Source organism: Methanosarcina sp. (assembly GCF_028693135.1).
Classification (GTDB): Archaea; Halobacteriota; Methanosarcinia; order Methanosarcinales; family Methanosarcinaceae; genus Methanosarcina.
The window spans coordinates 21330-45330 of record NZ_JAQUVZ010000028.1 but is presented as its reverse complement, the minus strand read 5'-3'; the positions used below and the strand labels follow the sequence as shown (position 1 = coordinate 45330).

General features: G+C 43.0%; 21 protein-coding genes. 8 read left to right on the top strand and 13 right to left on the bottom strand.

What is annotated here, in order from left to right; genetic code table 11:
• The first annotated feature begins 405 nt into the window (after positions 1-405).
• Complete coding sequence (locus PHF18_RS12230; RefSeq protein ID WP_300103240.1) at positions 406-1440, top strand: calcium/sodium antiporter; 1035 nt, start codon at positions 406-408, stop codon at positions 1438-1440.
• A 21-nt stretch (positions 1441-1461) separates the two neighbouring features.
• Here PHF18_RS12230 and PHF18_RS12225 read toward each other — a convergent pair whose 3' ends face one another.
• The 3 genes from PHF18_RS12225 to PHF18_RS12215 form a co-directional block, all read right to left on the bottom strand.
• Positions 1462-1719, bottom strand: coding sequence for a hypothetical protein (locus PHF18_RS12225; RefSeq protein ID WP_300103238.1), 258 nt, complete (start codon positions 1717-1719; stop codon positions 1462-1464).
• 224 nt (positions 1720-1943) lie between these two features.
• A complete protein-coding gene (gene alaXM, locus PHF18_RS12220) occupies positions 1944-2681 on the bottom strand; it encodes an alanyl-tRNA editing protein AlaXM (protein WP_300103236.1) in 738 nt (245 codons plus the stop codon).
• A gap of 676 nt (positions 2682-3357) precedes the next feature.
• Positions 3358-7179: a PGF-pre-PGF domain-containing protein gene (locus tag PHF18_RS12215; RefSeq protein WP_300103234.1), complete on the bottom strand. Its 3822-nt coding sequence runs from the start codon at positions 7177-7179 to the stop codon at positions 3358-3360.
• Positions 7180-7523: 344 nt separating this feature from the next.
• Here PHF18_RS12215 and PHF18_RS12210 point away from each other — a divergent pair, with 344 nt between their 5' ends.
• The 4 genes from PHF18_RS12210 (at position 7524) to PHF18_RS12195 (ending at position 9884) form a co-directional block, all read left to right on the top strand.
• The gene (locus PHF18_RS12210) at positions 7524-7733 is read left to right on the top strand and encodes a hypothetical protein (RefSeq protein ID WP_300103232.1); all 210 of its coding nucleotides are present in this window, start codon (positions 7524-7526) and stop codon (positions 7731-7733) included.
• Between the two features lie 829 nt (positions 7734-8562).
• The gene (locus PHF18_RS12205) at positions 8563-8871 is read left to right on the top strand and encodes a nucleotidyltransferase family protein (RefSeq protein WP_300103230.1); all 309 of its coding nucleotides are present in this window, start codon (positions 8563-8565) and stop codon (positions 8869-8871) included.
• Positions 8868-9230: a DUF86 domain-containing protein gene (locus PHF18_RS12200; RefSeq protein ID WP_300103228.1), complete on the top strand. Its 363-nt coding sequence runs from the start codon at positions 8868-8870 to the stop codon at positions 9228-9230. The genes PHF18_RS12205 and PHF18_RS12200 overlap by 4 nt, the downstream gene beginning before the upstream one ends.
• Positions 9231-9608: 378 nt before the next feature.
• Positions 9609-9884 (top strand): hypothetical protein, encoded by a 276-nt coding sequence (locus PHF18_RS12195; RefSeq protein WP_300103226.1) that lies wholly within the window; start codon positions 9609-9611, stop codon positions 9882-9884.
• Between the two features lie 644 nt (positions 9885-10528).
• Here the strand turns inward: PHF18_RS12195 and PHF18_RS12190 are convergent.
• Positions 10529-11806 (bottom strand): cell surface protein, encoded by a 1278-nt coding sequence (locus tag PHF18_RS12190; RefSeq protein WP_300103224.1) that lies wholly within the window; start codon positions 11804-11806, stop codon positions 10529-10531.
• Positions 11807-12256: 450 nt separating this feature from the next.
• On the opposite strand from PHF18_RS12190, the gene PHF18_RS12185 reads away from it, so the two are divergent.
• Positions 12257-13126: a mechanosensitive ion channel family protein gene (locus tag PHF18_RS12185; RefSeq protein ID WP_300103222.1), complete on the top strand. Its 870-nt coding sequence runs from the start codon at positions 12257-12259 to the stop codon at positions 13124-13126.
• Positions 13127-13329: 203 nt separating this feature from the next.
• Here PHF18_RS12185 and PHF18_RS12180 read toward each other — a convergent pair whose 3' ends face one another.
• Complete coding sequence (locus tag PHF18_RS12180; protein ID WP_300103220.1) at positions 13330-13692, bottom strand: Mth938-like domain-containing protein; 363 nt, start codon at positions 13690-13692, stop codon at positions 13330-13332.
• Positions 13693-13915: 223 nt separating this feature from the next.
• Here PHF18_RS12180 and PHF18_RS12175 point away from each other — a divergent pair, with 223 nt between their 5' ends.
• Positions 13916-14623, top strand: a complete 708-nt coding sequence (locus PHF18_RS12175; RefSeq protein WP_300103218.1) for an AIM24 family protein — start codon at positions 13916-13918, stop codon at positions 14621-14623.
• 93 nt (positions 14624-14716) lie between these two features.
• On the opposite strand, the gene PHF18_RS12170 is transcribed toward PHF18_RS12175, so the two are convergent.
• The 3 genes from PHF18_RS12170 to PHF18_RS12160 all read right to left on the bottom strand — a co-directional run bounded on the left by PHF18_RS12170 (position 14717) and on the right by PHF18_RS12160 (position 18629).
• On the bottom strand, positions 14717-15529 hold the full coding sequence (locus tag PHF18_RS12170; protein WP_300103216.1) for a DUF166 domain-containing protein: 813 nt from the start codon (positions 15527-15529) through the stop codon (positions 14717-14719).
• 1208 nt (positions 15530-16737) lie between these two features.
• A complete protein-coding gene (locus tag PHF18_RS12165; protein ID WP_300103214.1) occupies positions 16738-17124 on the bottom strand; it encodes a 4Fe-4S binding protein in 387 nt (128 codons plus the stop codon).
• 2 nt (positions 17125-17126) lie between these two features.
• On the bottom strand, positions 17127-18629 hold the full coding sequence (locus PHF18_RS12160) for an L-aspartate semialdehyde sulfurtransferase (RefSeq protein ID WP_300103212.1): 1503 nt from the start codon (positions 18627-18629) through the stop codon (positions 17127-17129).
• Positions 18630-18969: 340 nt separating this feature from the next.
• On the opposite strand from PHF18_RS12160, the gene PHF18_RS12155 reads away from it, so the two are divergent.
• Positions 18970-19425: an FAD synthase gene (locus tag PHF18_RS12155; RefSeq protein WP_300103210.1), complete on the top strand. Its 456-nt coding sequence runs from the start codon at positions 18970-18972 to the stop codon at positions 19423-19425.
• A 75-nt stretch (positions 19426-19500) separates the two neighbouring features.
• Here PHF18_RS12155 and PHF18_RS12150 read toward each other — a convergent pair whose 3' ends face one another.
• The 5 genes from PHF18_RS12150 to PHF18_RS12130 form a co-directional block, all read right to left on the bottom strand.
• Positions 19501-20643, bottom strand: a complete 1143-nt coding sequence (locus PHF18_RS12150; RefSeq protein ID WP_300103208.1) for a pyridoxal phosphate-dependent aminotransferase — start codon at positions 20641-20643, stop codon at positions 19501-19503.
• Positions 20644-20698: 55 nt separating this feature from the next.
• Entirely contained in the window at positions 20699-21103 is a 405-nt protein-coding gene (gene ribH, locus PHF18_RS12145) for a 6,7-dimethyl-8-ribityllumazine synthase (RefSeq protein ID WP_011032198.1), read from the bottom strand.
• A gap of 40 nt (positions 21104-21143) precedes the next feature.
• On the bottom strand, positions 21144-21608 hold the full coding sequence (gene ribC / locus PHF18_RS12140) for a riboflavin synthase (RefSeq protein WP_300103191.1): 465 nt from the start codon (positions 21606-21608) through the stop codon (positions 21144-21146).
• Positions 21609-21697: 89 nt separating this feature from the next.
• Positions 21698-22849 (bottom strand): alanine--glyoxylate aminotransferase family protein, encoded by a 1152-nt coding sequence (locus tag PHF18_RS12135; RefSeq protein ID WP_300103189.1) that lies wholly within the window; start codon positions 22847-22849, stop codon positions 21698-21700.
• 336 nt (positions 22850-23185) lie between these two features.
• The gene (locus PHF18_RS12130; RefSeq protein WP_300103187.1) at positions 23186-23749 is read right to left on the bottom strand and encodes a CBS domain-containing protein; all 564 of its coding nucleotides are present in this window, start codon (positions 23747-23749) and stop codon (positions 23186-23188) included.
• Positions 23750-24001 lie beyond the last annotated feature (252 nt).

Genomic DNA, 24001 nt, shown 5'->3' with positions numbered 1-24001 from the left:
ATTTAAAATTTTATACAGATTTCGATGTTAGTTATGAATTTTCATTTTTTCAAATTAGATTGTATCTCAGAAAGGCGTTTCTTGTAACTTTGCACTGTATTAGTTATAGAAATCTGTCAAAGTTAGGTTATATTAGCCCGTTTTGCTTAATTATTTACCCGTGGATTCTGATTATTCACACTGGCTTCCTGTGGTTTGCTGCCTTGCAGTACCGACACTCCTTCCCAGCCCCTCTCGGACCTGTGCTCTATCTGTGTGTAATCTTTTTGTGTACTTTCGAAAGCCTGCCCGAATAACTGCCTCTTAATATCCCTTTTTAACTGAAAGCTTTTAATAAAAGTTATTCAGATTACAGCTTGAACCGATAATGATCAAACCGAAGAAAAACAACTTTGATGTGATTTTATGATCACAATGAATTTTCTCATTCTTTTACTTGGCCTGGTCTTTCTGGTCAAGGGTTCGGATTACTTCGTAAAGGCAGCCTCAACGATTGCAAAAAAGCTTGGCGTTTCGGAATTTGTTATAGGGCTGACCCTTGTTGCAGTAGGTACATCAATCCCGGAACTTGCGTCTTCTATAGTAGCTTCTATCCAGCAGGCAAGTGGGATAGTAATAGGAAACATTGTAGGCTCAAACATTGTCAACATAGGCCTGATTGTCGGAGTTGCTGCATTTCTTTCCCCTATGAAAACCGAAGTTGAGATGCTCAAAAGAGACGGCTATATCATGCTCTTTGCAGCAGTACTCTTCTTTGTTTTTGCGCTCAACGGGGAACTGTCAATGATTGAGTCAGGTATCTTTATACTGCTGTATATCGCTTATGTCTTTTTCCTGTTTGAGGAAGCAGAAAAATATGAAGGAAAACTCCATTTCAAGGAGTTCATCACATATTTTTTCAAATTCAAGTACATAAACAGTGCAGTGCAAAAGATTAACGGAAACCGTAACAGAAAATCAGGCTCAGGAAATGAAAATGGCCGGCTGGAGGGAGGCTTTGGAAAAGATATCCTTACCCTCGTGTTAAGCTGTGCAGCAATTGTAATAGGGGCAAAGTATTTTGTGGACGAGTCAATCTTCTTTGCAGAACTCTTTGGGGTTCCGGACACCATTATAGGCACGACTCTGGTCGCTGTAGGGACTTCCCTCCCGGAACTTGTGGTAACTGTTTCTGCAGCAAGGAAGGGTTACGGAAGCATAGCCCTTGGCAATATAATAGGCTCAAACATCACAAACATATTTATGATCCTCGGGCTTTCCGGGCTTCTGTACCCCATAGCCGTTGCAGAAATAAGCCTCTTCTTTACGACCCCTGTTATGATAATCATAAGCCTGATCCTTCTTGTCTTCATCAGCACAGGCTGGGAAATCAAAAAATGGGAAGGAATAGCGTTGATGGCATTTTATGCAGCTTTCCTTGCAGTTTTATTCTATATATGAGTTTTTTACGGTTTGGAGCCTTCAAAAAAGGCTCGAAAAACTCTCTTTTACTTCCGCAGAACTATATGCCCTTCCGTGAGCAATATAAATCTTCCCGGGTGCATTATCAATCAGTTTTTTGATGCTCCGTAGGGCCTCTTCGGGGTCATCTGCCCAGAAAGGAAGGGACGGTTTTTCGGAGGGGATGGAAGGAAAGATCAGGATAGTCCCTTCGTCTCTGATAATGAATGCAGAAGTCATTTTCAGATGTACAGGCGTTATGTCCACAGAAGGACTCATTCAAACCTCTCTCCGAAATTCCTTATAAAGATTCATTCAAAAGAAAAAACCCTGATAAAGATTGAACCTCGTAGTAGATGAAGAACCTCGTAATAGATGGAACTTCATCTCTTATTGTTTTTAGGTTTCGGACCATACTTCAGGAAAGTGAAACCTGATTTACCGGAAATGCGAAAAGAAAAAAAGAAGAGTTTTAAGCTTAAGCTGCAGGAATAGCTTTGAGTTCAGTCCAGAAGAGTAAAATACATTCTCCTGTTGCTTTTTCCTTTGTTCTGAAGCTTCTCGATCTTTATCCCCTTTATCTCTCCTGTGTTTTTCAGGTGCGACCCCCCGCAGGCTTCGATTGTTATGCCTTCGATCTCTACCAGGCGGACTTCTTTGATCTCTTCGGAGAAACCTTTGGCAAGGGTGGTAAGCCTTGAGAGTTTTTCTTCGGCTTCTTCGCGGCTGACCAGATAGAAATTGACTGGATGGTTCTGGGCGATCACTTCGTTGGCAATTTTTTCGTATTCTGCGAATTTGTCCCGGTCGAAGGCTTCGAGGCTGAAGTCCACCCGGCTCTGGTCAAGCCCAAGCTGGTTTCCGGTGATCTGGGCTCCGGCTTCTTTTTCGATCACGTTTGCGATCACGTGGGTTGCCGTATGCATGCGCATGTGCCTGTAGCGTCGGTCCCAGTCAATGACCCCTTTTACTCTGTCTCCGGCTTTCAGGCCTGAAGCTGCATTTTCTCCTGCCGGAGTTATTTCATGGCTTATGTCTCCATTGAACTTGCCAACATAGACAACCTCAAACTCAGCCCCATCTCTGTCGCGAATAAGCTTTCCGGTATCATTGGGTTGTCCTCCGCTTTCGGGGTAGAAAGCTGTGCGGTCAAGGACAACATATTTATCATCCGTCACTTTTTCAACGGTTGCTTCAAATTCTCTCAGGTAACAGTCAAGGAAGTAAAGCGTTTCTGTCATTGGTAATCCTCTTTTCTCAAAAATATATTATCAGGTAAATTGATATTCCTTTAAAAGAGTTTCCAAATCTTGCGTTAAAGGAATCTCTTAATTCATCGGTTAATGTCTCTCCAACCTGAGAAATATTTTCTTTGACCCCATGAACCTTATTTATGAGCCTTATTTAAATACACACAAAATATAAGCGCCTCCGCCAGCTTGTCTGGCGGCTCTGTAAAAAAAGAAAGAAAAATTGAGACGGAAGAAGAAAATTGAGACTAAAGAAGAAAACTGAGACTAAAGAAGAAAATGCTGAGACTAAAGAAGTGTTTTTCGGAGAGTTTTAATTCTATTCGCATCCTGACAGAGAATTTAGATTTTTGACTTTGTAGGTTTACTTTTTCAATTCTTAGTTTTGTTTTTTCAATTTTTTGAGGCGGCCGCTCTCCTGCGTCGAGCGTGACAAGAAAGGTTCTGTATAGTGAATATGGTTCTTCGGGTCAAAGAAATCGTAATTTAGTTCGCTTAACCTTGTGAAGCTCACCACTATACCTTCTAAATTGGTCCTCTTGAGCGTAGCGAAAAGGACAGCGAACTGCAGAGCCGCAACTCTGCCGTGACAAGAAAGGTTCTGTATAGTGAATATGGTTCTTCGGGTCAAAGGAATCGTAATTTAACCCGCTTTTCTATCTGCACTTCACTTCTTTTTAATCCACAGTGCGCCTGCGAGCAAAAGGATGATACATATCACAAAACCTGGGGCTGGTATATTCCTGTTTCCTTCGCTGCCTTCTTCAGTGGAGTTGTCTGTGTTTTCACGTGTGACCCAGAGTTCCGGAGCTCCGTCCGGGCCTATTTCAGGCGAGTTGTTCTGCACGGCTGTATGAGATGGAAACTGTAAAGACTCATTCTGCTTCTGGCCAGCAACTGCAAAAGCTGCAAAACCCGGAGTTTCGGATTCAAAATAGAAGAATGCCTCATCTTCTCCGGTAATCCCGGAAGAAAGTTTTGCCCAGTTGGAAGTAGAGTACCTGTAAAGAGAAATTGAAGCCGGATCAATTCCATTTTCGGAGAGCCAGTCTTTTTCTACCCTGAAACTGACTTTTGGGTTCTCAATAATTTCCGGGGAGGCAAAACCACTGTTGCCAGCCCAGATATTGAAGTGTCTGTAAACTTCGCCTTCCGGCAGGCCCGAAACCAGAACCGACTGATTTTTTAGCATCTCCACGGTGACTGTAACTTTTCCGGCGCTTTTCCTGGCATCAAATTCCACGGCTGTTACGGGGGTTGCGTTTCTGGCAAAATCAAACCGGATATGGCTTCCACTGGTGACGAAATTCTGCGCCAGTTCCTTACTTTCTACATTACGTGCGGGCTCAGGAGAGCCACCTGCACCACCTCCTCCACTTCCTCCAGATCCGGAACTCTTTCCACTTCCCTCATCTCCTGAACTCATTCCACTTCCCTCATCTCCTGAACTCATTCCACTTCCCCCGTCTCCTGAACTCATTCCACTTCCCCAATCTCCTGAACTCATTCCACTTCCCCCATCTCCTGAACTACTGCTCCTGATTGCATTATTTTCATTCGTTTCCTCAGACGTTTCAGTCTCTTCTTCTACAGGAGAGGGGGTCAGGTTCCAGCTGTGCTGCAGGGTTGAAGAGCCATTTACCGCAATAACTGTCAGGTTGTATTCAGCCGGGAGAGGGGTAGAAGTGTTGTTCTTTGTAATGCTGCCTGTAAGTTCACCAGTATTGATTAAAAGGACCGCAGAAGAAGCAGATTCGTTTGCCTGCAGCAGGACTCCGTTTAGCAACCAGCTGAAAGTGCAGTATCTTGTAGACCGAATCCCGAATTCCAGGGTATCCCCGTTAATTGAGACTGTATCCTGGGCAGGAACTGTACTCCCTACCTCAAAACCTCTGGAGTAGGCTGCAAATCTGGCAATAAGGGGTGAGGGGTCACTGCCATAGGGGGTGTCCCCTATCCCGCTGCCGTCTGCATCCTGGCCTCCATAATCGGAGTAAAAGTTTCCAAATCGGCTCTCGTAAACCCCACCATTATACAGATAGCGTATCTCTGAAGCCGTGTTCCAGGTGTTTGAGAGCCCTGCTTCTCCTGAAGAAGCTTCATTGATATTGATACTGTTGTCAAATTCGTTTTCAAGGATCGCGTTCAGGAAAGAGTTTGTTAATCTGAGCCCTTCCGCGTTGTTTGAGATGTTGTTTCCTGTAAGGGTGTTGTTAAAGGAATCTTCCAGCAGGACTCCCGGACTGCAGCCTGATATCTTATTGTTCATAAGTGTGCAGACGGCTGCACTTTCGAGATATATGCCAGCTCCTCCAGCTCCTCCAGCTCCTCCAGCTCCTCCAGCTCCTCCAACCCCGCCTGTTTCCCCAGAGCCGCTTATCCCAAATCCGCTTATCTTTGCAGAATTTGCAGTCACATGAAAGGCAGGCTTATCTGTGTATTCAGCTTCGAGAACAGTATCATCAGGCTTTCCGGAAGCAGAACTTATATTAAGAGCCCAGGGTATACCCACATTTTCCCTGTACGTTCCCGGATACACAAGAATGGAATCACCAGGCCTGCTGCTGTTTACAGCATCCGAAATTGAGGAAAAATTTCCACTTCCGTCTGTTTTCACAGTATAAGTAGAGGGGTCGGCTGCTGCCTGTTCATACATCCTGAGGGCATCTACAAGCCCGTATCCGAAAACAGTATCATATCCTGGCTCCCCGAGGTCTGTTGACGAGGTGTAAAGCAGCCGTTTTATATCCATAGCTGATTTTTCAGGAGAAGCACTCCAGACCAGCCCTGCAATGGCTGCAACATGAGGAGAAGAGGCGCTTGTACCGTAAAACCGCTTAGAGATCCCACCTGCACCTGTGATACTTACACCGTCAATTCCTGAGATATCTGTTTTAGGGCGAATCTCCGGAGAGGGATAGTAGAGAGTAACCGGACCAGCGGAAGAGAAAGACTCTATATAATGATCTCCTGATTTTCCGGTCCCTACTGCCCCTACAGTTATTACTTCAGGCAGTGCCGGGTGCCCGAAAATCGAGTCTCTGGAAACGAGGTTTACATCTCTGAGTGTTGCCCCGGTCCAGCAGTAAATGTAGAGTTCGAGTTCTCTGGCTTCCCCGGAAGTTTTTCGGACATCGATAGAAGCGTTAAGGGTGTTATTTCCACTATTGGTATACATTATATATTCGAGGGGGAGATTGTCTCCATCCTGATAAACTTCACTGGATGCGATGGTCTCTAAAGTATTCCTGTTTTTAAGGTAAAGGTCATAGTTATTTCCCGAATGTTCCCACATGTCGGCCCACTGGAGAACAACCCATACCTCTCCCGAGGGTGGGATCTCGAGCTGCAGGTTCTCTACGTCTCCCTTTCCGCTGCTGAAATCATGCCAGCTGCTTCCATTGTCATAGAAAGAACCCTGGTAATGGTGGTCCGCGTCATTACCTGCTGCGCTCACATAGAGAATGTCCTTGCTTTCTATTACTTCTTTTACATGGTCTGCCACTATCCCGTCTTCAAAGAAGGGTTCAGCAAGCCAGCCTACATCGTCACAGATTACAGTACACCCTGCGTTAACAAGGGCATCGACCGCCCCGTTGAATTCGAGCCTGTTGTTCCCGAATTCGTGGAAATATAGTTCTGCCCCGGGTGCGATATCATGGACGATTTCAAGCATATTCGTGCCTTCGTTTCCTCCTCTCTTATTGATCAGGACATGCACATCGGAAGGAAGATCACCCGTAGCCTGGATATCCTCAAGGTTGTCCACGCCATCAGAGATGATTCCGATTTTTATTCCGGTCCCATTTACCCCGTAAAGTTCCCTGAGGCGGGAAGAGTTAAGAATTGAGTCTCCTTCCGAAACCGTATTTCCCTGCCTGACAAAAGGAGGCAGAACAGTTTGAATGTTCCTTACCTCGGGAAGAGAAGCCACCGTCTCAAGGGATTCAAGCGAAACCCACGCTACTGCAACATGATTTTCTTCATCCCTGTCCCCAACCTCGCAATACCCGTCAAGTATACTGCTATTTGCAAAAGGCTCCAGGTAAACGTACACATAGACTTTTTCATCCGGATAAGAAGAAGAAGATTCGCTGGCATTTTCCCCTGAACCTGCAGTATTCTCCGGGTTTTCTCCTGAAAGAACCGCTCTTATCAAAACAGGATCTTCCTGACTCAACTGTCCCAGCTTAACCATACGAGCTCGCAGAGTTTCAGGCGACTCTTCTCCTGACAGATAACGCTCATCACTCAACTTCAGCAGGTCGCTTGAGAGCTTCTTCTGTGCAGGGCTTAAAGTCTCTCCAGAATAAACAGCCTGCTGTCCCTCATCTGTGGGAATGCTGCTGTTTTCACTAATGTTTTCAGCCGGGATGAATTCAACTGCAGAAGCCATCTTCAAGTCTGAAAAGCAGGAACTTATAGTCCCTGACAGAAAAACCGAGACCAGAAAGACACTAACAAACAAACGCAACAATACTTTGCTCATAATAACCAGCGCATCAATTTCTTAAATCCCGAAAATCTCCCAATAGGTGCACAAAAAACACAGGAAACAGAGAACTCTCTGAAAAAACTCTCGGCCCCCACGAAATTTAGTTCCCAAATTAAAATTAATGAGCTGATAAGTTATAAATTCATAAGATTAACTGATTTGGCGATGACTCATAATTTCATTTTTATATTTCGGCAGCGGCCCCTTCTAACAAACCCTTCACAACCGTTTCCATAAGTTTCTCGCAATTTCCCCGCGCCTTTCTAAGTTTTGATTAGAGTTTTCAGGACCGCTATTTAAAAGTAATTAATAGTAACTTATGAATTCTTATAATTCTAATGGTTAAAAAGAACATTATGAGTGAAGCTACCACAATTCCAGTTACAAAAGACGTAAGAGACAGATTGAAACAGTATGGTTTGAAAGGGGAAACTTACAACGACATCCTCAAACGCCTTATGAATGAAGTTGATTACGAGACATTCATGGAGCACCAGTATAAAAAACTTGAAGAAAAAGAGAAATTTGTAAGACTGGATGAAGTCTGATGAGTTTCGAAATAAAGCTGCATCCTGATGCAGGAAATGTTGCCTGGGATTTTTAAAGTTTTGATTTTCAGGGCATCGATGGTATTATTCCAGAAGCCATGTTATTATCGGCTTTATGTGTATTATCCTGCCTTTCAGATTTAATTTAGGTACTCTGCACTTATGTATTTTACTATAATATAATTTATTGGAAAATTGTATTTTAATAAGATATACTATTGATAAAAAGTATATTTTAGTAAAATATATAAATCTCACTTATTTTGACAAATTTTGGTTATGAGATAGGAGCCAGAGCAACGTCATTAGCGTCTTTAACGGAGCTTGTCACGCACGAAGTGCGGCCTTCCCGTAATATAAGAAAAGAAAAAAAAGGATTTTTAAAGTGCTATCATGACAGTTTTATGAGATCGAAAACTCACTGAATTCTGTGTGTGAAAAATCTTTCTTTTTGCTTTTGTTTTTGTGCTTTTTCGGACCGGTCCGAGCGTTCGCTCGGTGATAAGACAGGTTCGAGACAGTGAATATGGTTTTTCGGGAAAGAGTTTCATAACTCTATTTTTATATTATGACGGCGGCCCCTTTTAACAAACTCCTGACAACCGTTTCCATAAGTTTCTCGCTATCTTCCCGCGCCTTTCTAAGTTTTTCTTAGTCAACCACACAAACCCATGAACTGATTTACTGTTCAACGGTGTCTTTCTGTAGATTCATTTGTTAAAAAGGCAAATGGAGAAAGGGACAAATAGATACTACGCATATTCCCTTTAGCGATAAATTCACTATTTAAACCACATTATGCGGAAATTCATGGAGGACTCCAGAAACAATGCCTTCTCAAGAGCTAAAAGATGCAGAATATTTTATTAAAATATTAAGGCAACATCTACCAGAGTTAAGAGAAAAATATAGTGTAAGCTATCTTGGGATTTTTGGGTCTTATATTCGCGGGGAGCAGACCAAAGATAGTGACCTGGATGTTCTGGTACAATTTAATAAGAAGCCTGGGCTTCTGAAATACATTGAACTGGAAAACTATCTAAGCGACCTTTTAGAAGTAAAGGTTGACCTGGTAATGAAGAGTGCGCTTAAACCCAATATAGGAAAGAGAATTCTGAATGAGGTAGAAGCTCTATGAGAGTCGAGGAAAGGAATTCTGTAGACTATTTAATGGACATACTCGACTCGATTGAAAAAATAGAAGATTTTATTGAAGGGTTTAATTTTGAAGAGTTTTCCAAGGACACAAAAACAATATATGCTGTAGTACGTGCTCTCGAGATCATAGGAGAAGCAACGAAAAATTTACCCGATTCTTTGAGGTCAACTCACCCTGATGTCCCCTGGAAAGATATGGCTGGATTCCGGGATAAAGTAGTGCATGGATATTTTGGTGTTGATCTTGAGGTTGTCTGGGATACGGTAGTAGAAGATGCTCCTTTTTTGAAGTCTCTGATTATTAAAATTCTGAATGAAAAGGAAAAAGAATCCTGTTAATCTCTCAGAAAGCCAGAGTACATCATTGGATTATTTAACGGAGCTTGCCACGCACGCAGTGCGACTTTCTCATAATATAAGAAAAGAAAAAAATGAGTCTTAATGCACATTTCGAACCCCTGCCAATATGGGCAAATAATGCTCGATTTCAGGTCTTTTTATTGACTCCATGCCAGATAAATAACCTTTTTGTGCAGTACATTGGTACCTGAGTGTTAGGGTTCGAAATGTGGGTATTAATATAATATTAATAAATATTAAATTTGCATCCAAAAAATAGTTATATTCAAAACATACTATTAACTGTTGCAGTTTTTGTCTTTTGAATAAATTCACTTTTTTCAAGCTTGAGCTGCAGTCAGAAGGAGGAGACATCTTATGGAAACTTTTAAGGGATTTGTTTACGTAAAACAGGGAAGGGTCGGAAGCAAAAGTGAAGGTCCTGATTATTATCTTCAGACGTTGAATAAGGAATTTCTACTGAAGTATGCTGACCGGAATCTTTGGGAACCGGATTACTATCTTGAATTTTTCTGCCGTAAATTTGTTGAGGTTAATGGGAAAATTCTTCAAGAAATGAGCGAAGACAGGGATATATCAATGATAATAGTTGCAAGTATACAAGAAATACCTGGTCCTTATATCACCCGATGAGATGTAATACAGACGAACACGAAAATAGAATGAGCTGTAGATATAGTCAACTCAACAATTAATTGAACTTTTAGAGTGTTATTTACGGTTATTGCTCTTGTTCATATGTGCAAATATTTTCTTTGTTGACTATAAGTTTGCTAATTATTTTTCATTTTTACTTTTTTTAAATTAAACCAAAAAGGCCTGTGGAAACGAAGAAGTGAGATTTACTAAACCGGAGCAACATCATTAGCGTCTTTAACGGAGCTTGTCACGCACGAAGTGCGGCTTTCCCGTAATATAAGAACAGAAAAAAAGGAGCTTCTGAACCCGATTTCAAAAAAGGGAAAAATTACTGAATTCTGTATCTAAAAAGCCTTTTATTTTGTTTTTGTGCTTTTTCGGACTGGCCCGAGCTTCGCTCGGTGAAAAGACAGGTTCAAGATAGTGAATATGGTTTTTCGGGAAAGAGTTTCATAACTTTATTTTTATATTTCGGCGGCGGCCCTTTCTAACAAACTCCTGACAACCGTTTCCATAAGTTTCCCGATATTTCCCCGAAACTTCCTTTGTTTAAATTCGAGTTCATCACACAAACCCATGAGCTGTTAGAGAGGATTTTATTCCCCTCTCTTCCAATAATATTATATAAACTCTCAAGTTCAGGACAGGAATTGGACTTTTACGCTGCTGTCAATTACGCTTACACTGGACTGAAGCTTTTCTTCTTTAGTTTTAAGTTCTTCCCTTAAAACAACCAATTTCTTTTCAGAACTTTCAATTTCTTCTTCAAGCAGGCGGGCTCTTGCCATCAGTTTTGCCTCCTGAGTTTCAAGTCCGGCAAGTTTTCCATTATCTAAGCCTGCAAGTTCGACTTTTTTTGCTTGAAACACCTTTTGAGCTGCAACATACTCTTTTTTCTTATCTTCAAAGCCCGAAAATGCAGACCTGACCTGGGCCAGGGTTTTCTCTTTTTTCTGGGTTTGTATATCAAGGGAAGGGTCTTCAAAAATCTTTTGAAGCTCCGGGAAAAAAGAAGTATCAAGGTTTACAGGGGCTTCAAGGCAGATGTCAAGCTGCTGCTTTACCTCTGGCTTTAAGGTATACCTGCTGCTTTCATGGAGTTTCTTTATCTTTGAGAGGTTGCCTGAAAAAGGAAGAAAAAGGGAATTCAGGCCTGTTTCGGCTTTTTTGAGCCTGTCTCTGGCCAGATCTAATTCTCCCTGAAGGCTCTGTATATTTTGCCAGGCTTCTCCCTGTTTGAACTCTTCAAGAGCCTGGACGGTGCTGGCAATTTCATCTCTTAAAGCCTGAGTTTTCCGTTTTTTAGATTCGAGTTCCCGGTTTTCAGCCTCTATTGAGGCAGATAAGTCCTGAATTTTTTTCATACCTGTAGAAGCTGCTTCAATAGCTTCCATTTCCTGTTTATGCCCCCGAATCGTCCCCCTGAGCTCATTAAGGACCTCACCCAACCTGCCAAGGCTTTCAGTAACATCTTTTGACTCCTGAGGAAAGACAGCCCTGGTGTATCGGAAACTCTGGTTCATATGTTCAAGGCAGGTGTCCAGGTTCTGCACAGCTGCTTCATGAAACCCTTTAAGAGTCCTGAAATCCGTATTCTCCAGGACTCCTAATCTGTCTATGAATACTCCGACCTGTTTTGTTACATTTTCCCGGTTGCTCTTCGCTCTTTTTACAGCCCTTATGTCAAAATCTCCCTCGACTTTTGCTTCCAGAAGCCTGGCATTGCTTTCTTTAAGCTCAGAACTCGCAACTTCAAGCTTTCTGAAAAGGTCTGAAACGTCCTTTTCTATTTCTGAAGATATTTTTTGAGAACTCTTATCCAGCAATGCGGGCAGTTCATCAAAACTGACTTCACTGGAAATAGTTTTTTCTTGAGAGCTTTCTTGTTTTCCGAAGAGCTTTTTGATCCATTTCAATTTAGGCCTTCCTTAATTTGATGAATTTAATAAATAAATGGAGCCAATAAATCTATAAATTAATAATTTTATAAATTGATAATTATATAATGTTAATAACTCTTTTGGGTTTAATACGTAAAATACTTAGTAATTTAATAAGATAAATAATTTGGTAAAGTTAATTATTTGATGCGTTTATTTGAAGTGTATTTCTTTAGTCCCTGTAGATGTTAAAGTTTGTTCTACGTAATCCTGTTCCTGAGGAAAAAAGCAGGAGAAAAAAGTTATCTTCGATAGGATACTTATAAAATCAATTAAACATATTTTATGCTGAGGACAAATCTAACTGATATGGGCCCGGACTAACATCAAAAAATAAACAAGACGTAGGCCTAAAAAAACCATTTTGATCTAAAAAATCATTTTGATCTTTTCTGCACCGGAAGATAAAAACGAAGGAGATAAAAAATGGGCGATGGAATAAGCAGTGGAGTAATAGAACAAAGCAATGGAATAATAAAACAGGTTATCCCGTATACTGATATAACAGTATCCAGGCTGATTTTTGCAATAATAGTGCTGATTGCAGGGTTTATTTCAGTTAAATTTCTTGTTTATATTTTCAGGAAAGGAATACAGAAAACAAAACTACCTGACCTTACAACTCAGTTTCTGGCACATTTTCTGAGCATCCTCCTGTATGTGATAGTTATCCTGGCCTTTTTGAAGAGCCTTAGTTTTGATGTGGATAGTTTTGTAGTAGGACTTTCTGCGGTAATAGGCCTGGTTCTGGGCCTGGGGATGCAGGATACCCTTACGAACATAACAGCTGGAGTGTGGGTTGCGGCAATCAGACCTATTGACATGGGAGAGATAGTAATCATAAACGGACAGACGGGAAAAGTGAGATCAGTGGGGATTATGTCAACAGAACTCCTGACCCCTGACAACCAGCTTATAACAATCCCGAATAAGCTTGTATGGGGAAGTTCCATTGTCAATATGACACGCATGCCTACAAGAAGGGCTTCCGTGGATGTGGGCATAAGCTATTCTTCAGATATTGAAAAAGCTATCAAGATAGCCATTGAACTTATGAAAGGGCATCCTCTTGTCCTCCCGGAACCCGAACCTGCAGTAGTCACTACCGAGCTTGCCAATTCGTCCGTAAATTTGCAGCTCAGGGCCTGGACAAAAACCGGGGATCTTTGGGCTGTAAAGAATGATCTGACTGCAGAGGTCTTTGAGGTTTACAGAAGAGAAGGAATCGAAATTCCCTTCCCGCAGATGGACATACATGTAAAGGATATAAAGGAAACAAAGATAAAGGAAATGTAAGCAAAAGAATTGGAATAAAAAAATTTGAGTAAATATAATTGGATAAAATGCAGAAAAAAATCAGATAATTGAATAAAAAACAGAAAAAATGCAGTTATACAAGTTAACCGAAAGGCAGGGCTGATACAGCAAAAACCTGGACAGCTCTGCCCTATTTCTAATAATTATCTGTCAATCGTCTATCAATCGTTTGTCTTTGCTTCTTAGCAGGTTATATGGAACATTGCAGAAACTCTGCCTTCAATTTCATTCCAGCGTTCAACTGCCCAGGGAGTCGGGAAAAGCTCGATCCCGCATTTCTTTCCCGTGAAAAAGTCTTCCGCTTCCTCAGAAAGTTGCACAAAACCGGTCTGTCCGGTACCGATGATGATTTTTTCAGTCCCTTCCTCGTAGATTTGCTCTGCTTCTTCAAGAGAGATTTTATGAGAAGTCCCGTATTTTTCTTTTGAAAGCATTTTTTCCCGATTTTCTACCCTGCCGTCGAGGCGGATGAGAATATCGTAATCAAAAGTCTCTCCTTCTACAGTTATAGAACCAAAACTTGTGGAATCAATCTTTGGTTTCATGGTCTACCTCCTGAAATTAAAACTGAAACAGATAACTGAAGATATCTCATATTCTTTAATTGTGACGCATACTTCATATAAGTAACAGAAAATTCCCGAAAATGCATAACTTCACACAATTATGGGGCAACAGGGGATATATGAGTATTAATTTATATTCCAGTGAAAACAATTAAACTTTGAAACAGATTAACTACAAAAAAATAACCGGAGATGGGACACAATGGAAAACGAAACAACTGGCCGTTATTCGATAGAAGACTTCATCAAAAACACAGGAGAAAAAGACCTTGGACAGGGGGGTTTTGAACTTGAACGCGACCGCTTGCTTGAGGTAAATCTCAACGGAATGGTCTGGACAAAAAGGGGCTCAATGGTCGCATACACCGGAGACATAAAGTTTATCCGGGAAGGAATCCTGGAACACGGACTTGGAAAGCTCGTGAAAAAATCCCTTACAGGAGAAGGAGTGATCCTGACAAAAGCCGAAGGCCAGGGAAAACTGTACCTTGCAGATGAAGGCAAGAAGGTCTCGGTCCTGAAACTTGAAAACGAATCCATCTTCGTAAACGGCAACGACCTCCTTGCATTCGAAGACTCAATCAGCTGGGATATCAGGATGATGAAAAAAGTTGCAGGCATGATGGCAGGAGGGCTTTTTAACGTAAAACTGGAAGGGACAGGGATGATTGCAATCACCACCCACTACGACCCTCTGACTCTGCGGGTAACCGCAGAACATCCGGTCTTCACCGACCCCAACGCCACTGTTGCCTGGTCAGGAGACCTGGAACCGGAGATTAAAACCGATGTTTCCCTCAAAACCTTCGTAGGAAGAAGCAGCGGGGAATCCGTCCAGATGGCTTTTAAGGGAAAGGGGTTTGTGGTAATTCAGCCCTATGAAGAGGTTTATTTCCAGGCCCAGACCTGAAAATGAGCCCTTTTTTAAGCCCTTTTTTGGAAGATTTTCCTTCCTTTTTTGGAAGATTTTCCTCCATTTTTTGGAAGTTATTCTTTCAGGAACTCAATTATCAGAAGTTATTGCCTGGCCTTCATCCCCGGAGGCTGCCGAAAGTCGGGCCTTTTCCTTTTTAGAACATTCCATTGCGTCTTCCACAGCCTCCCTGATGATATATCCGGCTTTGTGCAGGATGGTATCCCCGATCTGGGGGTCTTTGTCCATGCTTCCGGTACAGGGGTAGGAGTGGTGGGCTCCTGAAATGGTTTCTTTGTATTCCGAAAGATCTGTCCATCCGAGTTTTTTTGCGACAAACCAGGTTGAGCCGCATGGAGCATCCCGGATTACGCCTGCCCCTATGAACATCTTTCCGTCAGGGCTCATCTCGACTCTGAGCACCGGCCTTCCGAAGCCAAGGTCCACGAAAGCGTCTATGATTGGCTTTCCGGTCTTTTCGAGGGAACAGAAGGGTTTTGGAGCCTCGAATTCAACACCTGTGGCCTCGAGTTCTTTTCTGAGCTGCTCAAGGACCCCGGCGGGAGTCTTTTTATAGTCTTCAGCGGGTGCAATTACGGCTTTTGCCCCTGTGTTCTTCACGACTTCGGGAATGGCTGCAAGGAGATCAGGGTGGATCCCTATAGCAAGGATCAAATCACATTCTGGCAGCTTTGGAGGCAGGAACTGGGCGGGCTCTTCAATAAATGGAGGCAGGTCGTCCGGAAACTCATGGATTCCCACAATCAGGTTTGCATAAGATTTCCTTGCCTGGCGGCAGTGGTTGCAGAGCTCACCGCACGAAACGCAGAAATTTGACGAATTTATCAAATTCTGGATTACTTTTTTTCCGAGTTCACCTGTATAAAGTACGAGGATTCTCATATTTTTGCTCCTCCTTTTTCAAGGATTCCAAAGTCATTATGCAAATTCGCTATGCAAATTCGTTTTCTTTGTAAAGATTCCCCCGCCTGTTTTATTTCTCATAATGAAAAATACAGAGAAAAAGATCTGTTTTTGCGGGAGTTGCTGATATGTTTTTAAAATGCAGGTCTTACAGAAGTTACCTCAGACAGCATACATTTCTGACAGCATATGACTTTAACCTGTAATCATCTTACTATACATTATAATTATTTGTTTCAATCTATAAATAATGGGAGTTTCATAGTAGAAATCAGTATCCACACCTATACTCTCTTATGAACGCTCTACAGCCCGAATTACGATTCGGGAGCCCGCGGTCCTTTTCGCTGCCCGAATTGCGCCTCGGGAGTACGCGGTCCTTTTCGCTGCGCTCAAGAGGACTACTTGATGGATTGTAGCAGTGAACTTTGCTCAGGGGACTAAATTATGAATGTTAATACTGAACTGTGATCAAGAGGACGAAATTAGATTGTTCTGACCCGTGCAACCTTATTCGCTGTACCGTGCGTTTTTGTCACGCTCGACGCAGGAGAGCGGCTTTCAGATAAAAAAAGAAGAGAAAATCAGAGCCTGAAAGTGAAAACTACTGAGACCACTGTAAAAAACTAACCGATAGAAATGACCGGGGAGCCCAATAAAAGATCAACAAAAAAATCAACAAAACTAGCACAGGAAAGCAACAAAAAACCTGTAAGTATACCAAACGGAGCAGAATTAAGTTCTATCTGAAAAAGACTCTTTTATATGTCGTTTTTTAATCTTTTTTTCTTCTGTTTTCGGTCTTTTTTTCCAGGGCCGCCAGACCGGCTGGTGGAGGCGCTTATATTTACCTGTGAATTAAATACCGGTTTTCGATGTTAAGGATAAATTCTCTCAGCCCTGGAATATTTCTCCAATGTATTGTTTCTCTTAATTGCGGTGTCGTTTTGTCGGGCGCTTTTTATCTTGCTGGTGTGCGGGTTCAGACCCGGTGTGGTGCAGGGAGATAGAACTGAAAGCTTCCAGATACAGGTGCCGAAATAGATCAAATAATTGATCAGTAACCACCGAAGTACCGGGAAAGGGAGAAATGTAAGGTAAAAAAAGGAAAAGATAGGAAAAGAAGAGAAAAGAAGAGAAGAGAAGAGAAGGGAAAAAAGAAGAAAAATCCGCGATTCGGTTTTCCTTCATTCTCCAAGTTTTAAAGCCCCGTGCGGGCACATCTTGATACACATGCCGCACTGGATGCACTTCTTTTCGTCCACGCAGAGGCTCCAGGTCTCATCAAAAGTGTAGACATTCATCGGGCAGACGGAGATACAGGCTCCGCAGTCAACACATTCTTCCTCGTCCCTGTGAATGGGCTGGTCCAGAATTGCAACTATTGCTCCTCTTGACTCAAGAGCTCTTTTAATTCTGTTGAACCTGGAATCTTTCACGTCTGCGATCAGTTCTCCGTAAGTCGAGTCGATATTAGCGACCATGATATTGAGCCGGATTCCTGTTTCGATAATGGACTCGGAGATAATGGGATCATGGATCCTTTCCGTAGGGATGCTGATCTTTATCTTCATGCTCAGTACCTCCTTGCGAGAAGTTTGCTTATGTTGTCACTGGTGATTATTCCGAGGACTCGTCTCTGTGCATCGATTACAGGCATTGCAGAAACACCGTAGCGGTCCAGCCTGCGAGCTGCAAGATCCACAGGTTCGTTCGGAGCACAGGTAAGGACTTTTTTCGTCATGACGCTTTCTACGGAATCAAATATGTTTTCGGCGACGGCTTTTGAGATATCCCAGGCAGTCAGGATTCCTAACAGTTCACCTGTATCAGAAATCACAGCAAGGTGGTTGAAGGAGTTCTCCCATATCTTCTTTGCAGCGTCCTGAACCGTCTGGTCCTTTTTGATTGTTACAATAAAATCGGACATGACGTCTTTTACAAGAGGTACTGCCTGAGTCTGTTTCATGGATTTTGCTGAGCCTTCACAGCAAAGCTTTTCCACAGGCATGCTGACAAAGAATTTCCCGTGCTTTACCCATTCCTTAAGTTCATTTGCAATCTTTCTTGCGTTCTTGAAGCTTGAGAGGGAGGAGGTCGGAACATCCTTTCCTTCAATCTGCACCGAGCCTGACTTGAGCTCGGCATAGTTTACCTGCCTTATCACAGGCTTATCCCTGCTGCCCACAGCATAGTCGAGGATATCGGTCATAATGTCCTCATCACGCACTGCAGTTGCAGCTGCGAGTTTTTCATTAAGAATAGGGATCGGAATTCCAATTCCCATGTAAAGGGTTGTTCCGTAGCCCGTAAAAGAAGCAGCCCTTAAGTAATCAGGGTTCATCTCTTTCAGGTTCCCTTTAAGCATGAGGGTCCCAAACCCGCTGGAGGGAGAGTGCTGGGTCCCGTTTCCGATAACATAGCCCTGGGCTCCACCCATAAAAATCCTTGTGCCTGTCCCTATAGTCTCATAGCTGGGATCATTTGAGAGAGGAGACAACACTCCAGCTCCGGAATAGGTTACGTTCCCGAAGTTGGGTAAAAGCTCTCCCATATAAGTATTCAGAATCCTTTTTGAACTGTTTGTTGCAGCCGCATATTTCTGGTAGGCGTTTCTGGGGTTGAGGAGGACAGCTTCGTTTAAGTCTTCAAGGGTAATTGCCGTATCAAGCACTTTCCTGGGGTAGCAGTCTGTCCCATAGGAGGTTGCATGCACATTGATTTCTTTTCCTCTCAGCAGGTCTTCAATAACATGTGCTCCACCATACTGCATTCCTCTTGTGTCCGATGTCTGGGCAGCTCCAAGGTAAGCGTCAACAGCAGCAAGCCCGCTGTATGCCTCAACATTATTGAACCAGACTTTCTGAATCTTAATTGGAGGTTCCGAATGACCTAGATTAAGCATCAAACCTGAAGAGCACATGGCTCCGAAAGTGCCTGTAGTGACCACATCCACTTCTCTTGCAGCACCTTCCACGCCAAGGTTTTCAACAATCCCGACCATTTCCTCGGCTGTGACTACATTGACGCTTCCATCTTCAATTTTTTTATTTATCTCATGAATCGATTTTTTAACCATGCGGGTTTCCTCTTAGTATAAATTTATCTAGATGGTAATTTTTGCCCGAATTATATATTACTTGTGATAATCCCGAGGGTAACAGCCACTTCCGGAAGAGGGGAAAATTTCTGGCTTTGCATAATTTATTTTAAGACTTCCGCTGTCAGAGCTTCATATCAATGACCTATAGTCATATTTATGAACCGTATATATTACTTGCGATAATTTAGAGCATGTTTCCACAAAGGTTATGTCTTAAGTTGGCAATAATCGTTAACAGAATACACAGGTTGAATACTGTCCTGCCACATGGAATTTTGAGAAGTCAGGGAGTGGGGTTCTTTTCAGTAAGTTTCTTATGCTTGCAGGATATTACCCGAGATCAGGTGATTTATTGACGCGTGTACTTGCTACCGGAACTTTTGATATTTTGCATCCGGGACATGTTTATTTCCTGGCCCAGGCACGAGCTCTTGGAGATGAGCTTTTTGTCATTATTGCCAGGGATTCCAATGTGACTCATAAACCAAAACCAATAGTTCCCGAGGAGCAGCGGCTTGAAATGGTAAATGCACTTGGAACGGTAGACACAGCCCTTCTTGGCAGTGAAACAGACATGTTCGAACCCCTTAAAGTAATAAAACCGGACATCATTGCCCTGGGTTACGATCAGTATTTTGAAATTGAGACTCTGGAAAAAGAACTTACTAAAAGAGGGCTCCCTGCAAAAGTAGTTAGGGTTCCATTTTCAAAGGAGTGCCCCCTCTGCAGTACCGGCGCAATCATAAAAGAGGTCATTAAACGGTATGGGTAAATTACCTCTACCGTATTTATATTAAGAAAATACTTTTTTGACCTCTTTTTAATAAGATCGCTTCGGAATAGTGTTTTATGCAAATACCTTTTCAAGCCTATCAAGAGCTTCCCGGATTCTATCAATGGATGTTGCATAGGAAATCCTGATAAAGTCCTCTCCGGAAGACCCGAAAGCGACTCCCGGGGTAACTGCCACGTGAGCTTCCTTCAGGAGCCTTTCAGCAACCCTGGTCCCGTTTCCATACTCGCTCACATTGGCAAAGGCATAGAAGGCCCCGTCTGGCTTCTTGCACTCAAGCCCTATTTTATTCAGCCCGTCGATGAGGATATCCCTGCGCATCTTAAAGCGGTCAACCATTGCCTTGACTCCGTCCTGAGGCCCCTGAAGAGCTTCAAGCCCACCGTACTGAACAAATGTAGTGGCGCTGCTTACAGAGTGGGACTGGATCTTCTGTAGAAGCTTAAAGATATCAGGGGGAGCGGTAAGGTATCCGAGCCTCCAGCCAGTCATTGCATATGCCTTGGAAAAACCATTTACAGTGATGGTTCTCTCCTGCATTCCGTCAAAGCTGCCAATACTAATATGTTCCCGGTCGTAGATGATTTTCTCATAGATCTCATCTGAAACTACCAGAAGGTCGTGGTCAATTGCAATATCAGCAATGCACTTCAGGGTCTTTTTCCCGAATACTCCGCCTGTCGGATTGCCAGGGCTGTTTACAACAATGAGCTTTGTTTTGTCGTTTATGTAATCGGCGAAATTGTCCGGCAGGAAACCTTTTTCAGGGACTGTAGGTACCCAGACCGTATCTGCCCCTGCAAAACGAATGCAGGCGTCATAAGTTACCCAGGCCGGGTCAAAGAGGAGGGCCTGATCTCCGTCGTCAAGGGCCCCCATCATTATTTCGAAAATTCCCTGCTTTGCACCCGGGGTAACCAGCACATCTTTTTCGGTTACCTCCAGATGATTTTCAGTCCTCAGTTTCTCGGCAATGGCTGCTCTTAGCTCTGGAACGCCTCCAGAAGGGGCGTAGTGGGTTTTTCCCCCGTACATCGCCTTTGATGCAGCATCGCAGATGTTTTTAGGGGTATCGAAATCAGGTTCGCCAAGGCTAAAATTGATAACGTCTGTACCCTCTTTAATCATTCTGGTTGCAATGTTGGAGATCCGGATCGTTGCGGATTCTTCTACACGCTTGAGCCTTGCGGATGTCATAGGAATGTCCTGCTTTGTTACATTTTTCTATAGCTTATTGAAGCATCACAGAACTTCACAGCCGTCTCACCAGTTTTACTGCAGCTTCTACTGCCCTTTTAGCATAGTCGACACGTTCATGAGCAGCCATCCTGGTCATACCCGGACCCGGGATTCCGAGAGTTACTGGCTTGTTGAACTCAAGGGAAAGATCCATGATCTTCCTTGCAGCATGCTGCATAACCACCTGATCGTGGTCAGTCTCACCTTCGATTACTGACCCAATGGTTACCACTGCGTCAATGTCCTCCCTCTGGCAGAGCTTCTTGATTGCAAGAGGCATGTCAAAGACTCCGGGCACGAGAATGGTCTCTTTAACTGTTGCCCCCAGGAATTCCGCATGCTCTCTTCCAAGCAGCTCCATCTGGTAGGTCAGATCCCTGTTAAATTCAGCTACAACAAATCCTAGGCTGATAGTCATCTATTAAGGTCTCCAGTCTTGTTTTTAACTTAAAATCACTTTACATTCTCAAAGGACCTGCGTCCTCAAAACCCTGCCTCTGACCGGTACCGGCTTCCTTGACCAGTTTTTCCGGCTTGAAGAGCAGTTTTATCACGTTTAAAGCGTGTTCTCGGGTCCGCTTGTTCATGAGAAAAGCAAGTTCTTTCTCATCTTTTCCTTCATCCTCATGGACAAAGACCTCGATTATATGTGTATTGGTCATGAGCTGAGCTGTGATAAGGCCCTGAGAAGCTTCATGAGCGCACATTTTATCTTTTTGCTGAGCACCAGGCATTCCAAGGGCCATTACGATATCGCAGCCTTCTTCTTCGATAAGCTTTTTGGCTGCTACCGGAAGGTCCTTTATCCCGGGCACGGTTACCCTTTTAATCTGCACGGATACGTTTTTTTGTATCTCGTCGATTGCTGCACGCCCCATATTATAGCGCGCAAACGTGGTATCTGCAATTCCTATTGTGGGCATGTGAATCCGATCGAAATTTAATGGTTAATGTTCTTCTTGTTTTCCTGAAACGTTTATAAACTTGGTTATGAAGGATTTTTTAAATCCTCTCATGCCCTGTCAAGAACGCGTGTTGCGGCTTCCGTGCCTGCTCCCACGCTGTCAATATAACCCCGCTTCTTCAGCACGATTTCCAGCTGCTGGATAGTGGAGAGAACATCCCTTGCAGTTACATTTCCCATGCTACCAATCCTGAAAATCTTGTTCTTCAGGTGTTCCTGTCCGCCAGCTATAATTACGCCTCTTTTCTTCATGTCGTTTTTAATGTCTTCCCCTTCAATCCCTGCAGGAGATTTCATTGCAGTGACGGTGTTGGAGTACTGGCTGTACTCGTTAAGCTGAGGGAACATCTCTATGTTCATTGCGCCAGCTGCTGCCCTTACTGCTTCGGATAGAGCCCTGTGCCTTATGATCCTTGCCTCCATGCCCTCCTCCTTTACGATGTGAAGGGCCTCCTGCATGGCATAGAACAGAGGAATAGCCGGAGTGTAGGGTGTTTCCGGTTTGGGTTTATCCCCGCTCTTTTTATATGCCTTAAGGTCATTATAGTATGGTCTCTTCTTCATGCCGTTTATAGCCTCAAAGGCTTTTTCACTTACGGAAACAGCTGCCATTCCCGGTGGAGCTGCAAGGCATTTCTGTGAACCCACGATTGCAATGTCAACGCCCCATTCATCGACTTTGACTACATCTCCTCCAAGAGAGGTTACGCCATCCATAATAAAAAGAACATCGTGTTTTTTTGCAAGTTTGCCGATTTCTGCAGCAGGATTCATGATACCCGCAGAGGTCTCGTTGTGGACAAGGGTGATGGCTTTTGCTCCTTCCTCGAGCTTTTCCTTAACCTGTTCAAGGTCAACAGGAAGCCCCCATTCAAACTCCAGGGGCACCACTTCAGCATAGATAGCTGCAAGGTCTTTGAAACGCTGTCCAAACTTTCCGTTTTCTATAGCGATAACTTTATCCCCGCTTCCAGCCACAGATCCGACTGCGGCTTCCATTCCCGCAGTCCCGGAGCCGCTGAGCAAAAAGATGTCATTTTTTGTCTGGAAAACGTCAGCAAGAATTCCCCTGCAATCGGTATAAATTCCGGCAAATTCAGCACTCCGGTGGTTGATCATCGGTTTTGACATTGCTCTGAGGACTCTGGGTGCGACAGGTACGGGACCAGGCATCATGAGAAGGGTATCTTCCAGATCCATGTATATTATACTCCACAATTTTTCAAAAATTTAATCGGTTTTTGTTTTTGATTTATTAAGGGAATTTATGTAAACTCTATAATTTTCAATTATGTAGCCCTGAAATAACCCAGAGTTATATATTTATGATACAGTGTGCCAGGAAGGCTCCGCAGTATCTCATGCCCTGATACATTTTCGACCGCATTTGCCATGTTTATTCGGTCATTTCAGACAGGTTGAGCCCGGAATTAAATTAAGGATTCAGGTTTAATTGAATCCTAGTATATAATTCATGTGCTTTCCACGTTTGGTCTCAGATTTCGGTGCTCAAGGAAAAAGGAAAACGGATTCCGGTTATTGGTCCTGAAGGAGCTTCATAACATCATGTTTTGTTACAACGCCTACGACGGTTCCTTTTTCTACCACAAGTACGGCAGGATTTCCTTCAAGTATATGCGAAACTACTGAGATCGATATTCCAGGAGATACTGTCGGGAACGCCTCCCCCATTATTCCTGAAATTTTCAACTGAGAGATGGATCTTTTCTTGCTTTCACCCATCAGTTTTACGATCATATCTTCAGAAATACTTCCAACAGGAACGCCTCTCTCAAGCACAGGAACCTGTGAAAAACCATGAATGTGCATAAGATTTACCACTTCTTCTACCGAGTCTTCAGGAGAAACGTGAATTGCAGGAGAATGCATCAGGTCCCTTATGATGATCTGCTGCTCCTTTTCAGCTCCCTCAAAAGCATTAAGGATTTTCCTGACTGTTGAAAGTCTGGGGTCTACATCTCCCGATTCGATACGGGCTATAAGAGGCTGGCTTACACCGGCCCTTTTAGCCAGGTCGCTCTGGGTAAGCCCGAGTTCATTTCTTCTTTTTTTAAGATCTTCGGGTGTTGGAAGCTGCATATATATTACCGATAGTAATTATGGTATTTAACGTCATTGGTTAACATAATTAAAAGAGTTTATATATAAATGACTTTCGAGAACACGAAATACTGATCAGAAAAAAACCCTGTAAAAGAGTTTCTCAAAAAAGAACAAAATCTATAATGGTCAATTTTAAGCATTTATCAATGCGAAATCAGTATTAAAAATTGAAGATAGCTGAATGAGACGAGAGAACTATTATAAAAACAATAATAAAAACAATAATAA

Bases quoted from the DNA above. Each gene is read 5' to 3' on its own strand.
- PHF18_RS12230 (WP_300103240.1), top strand. From the start codon at position 406: ATGATCACAATGAATTTTCTCATTCTTTTACTTGGCCTGGTCTTTCTG.
- PHF18_RS12225 (WP_300103238.1), bottom strand. From the start codon at position 1,719: ATGAGTCCTTCTGTGGACATAACGCCTGTACATCTGAAAATGACTTCT.
- alaXM (WP_300103236.1), bottom strand. From the start codon at position 2,681: ATGACAGAAACGCTTTACTTCCTTGACTGTTACCTGAGAGAATTTGAA.
- PHF18_RS12215 (WP_300103234.1), bottom strand. From the start codon at position 7,179: ATGAGCAAAGTATTGTTGCGTTTGTTTGTTAGTGTCTTTCTGGTCTCG.
- PHF18_RS12210 (WP_300103232.1), top strand. From the start codon at position 7,524: ATGGTTAAAAAGAACATTATGAGTGAAGCTACCACAATTCCAGTTACA.
- PHF18_RS12205 (WP_300103230.1), top strand. From the start codon at position 8,563: ATGCCTTCTCAAGAGCTAAAAGATGCAGAATATTTTATTAAAATATTA.
- PHF18_RS12200 (WP_300103228.1), top strand. From the start codon at position 8,868: ATGAGAGTCGAGGAAAGGAATTCTGTAGACTATTTAATGGACATACTC.
- PHF18_RS12195 (WP_300103226.1), top strand. From the start codon at position 9,609: ATGGAAACTTTTAAGGGATTTGTTTACGTAAAACAGGGAAGGGTCGGA.
- PHF18_RS12185 (WP_300103222.1), top strand. From the start codon at position 12,257: ATGGGCGATGGAATAAGCAGTGGAGTAATAGAACAAAGCAATGGAATA.
- PHF18_RS12180 (WP_300103220.1), bottom strand. From the start codon at position 13,692: ATGAAACCAAAGATTGATTCCACAAGTTTTGGTTCTATAACTGTAGAA.
- PHF18_RS12175 (WP_300103218.1), top strand. From the start codon at position 13,916: ATGGAAAACGAAACAACTGGCCGTTATTCGATAGAAGACTTCATCAAA.
- PHF18_RS12170 (WP_300103216.1), bottom strand. From the start codon at position 15,529: ATGAGAATCCTCGTACTTTATACAGGTGAACTCGGAAAAAAAGTAATC.
- PHF18_RS12165 (WP_300103214.1), bottom strand. From the start codon at position 17,124: ATGAAGATAAAGATCAGCATCCCTACGGAAAGGATCCATGATCCCATT.
- PHF18_RS12160 (WP_300103212.1), bottom strand. From the start codon at position 18,629: ATGGTTAAAAAATCGATTCATGAGATAAATAAAAAAATTGAAGATGGA.
- PHF18_RS12155 (WP_300103210.1), top strand. From the start codon at position 18,970: ATGCTTGCAGGATATTACCCGAGATCAGGTGATTTATTGACGCGTGTA.
- PHF18_RS12150 (WP_300103208.1), bottom strand. From the start codon at position 20,643: ATGACATCCGCAAGGCTCAAGCGTGTAGAAGAATCCGCAACGATCCGG.
- ribH (WP_011032198.1), bottom strand. From the start codon at position 21,103: ATGACTATCAGCCTAGGATTTGTTGTAGCTGAATTTAACAGGGATCTG.
- ribC (WP_300103191.1), bottom strand. From the start codon at position 21,608: ATGCCCACAATAGGAATTGCAGATACCACGTTTGCGCGCTATAATATG.
- PHF18_RS12135 (WP_300103189.1), bottom strand. From the start codon at position 22,849: ATGGATCTGGAAGATACCCTTCTCATGATGCCTGGTCCCGTACCTGTC.
- PHF18_RS12130 (WP_300103187.1), bottom strand. From the start codon at position 23,749: ATGCAGCTTCCAACACCCGAAGATCTTAAAAAAAGAAGAAATGAACTC.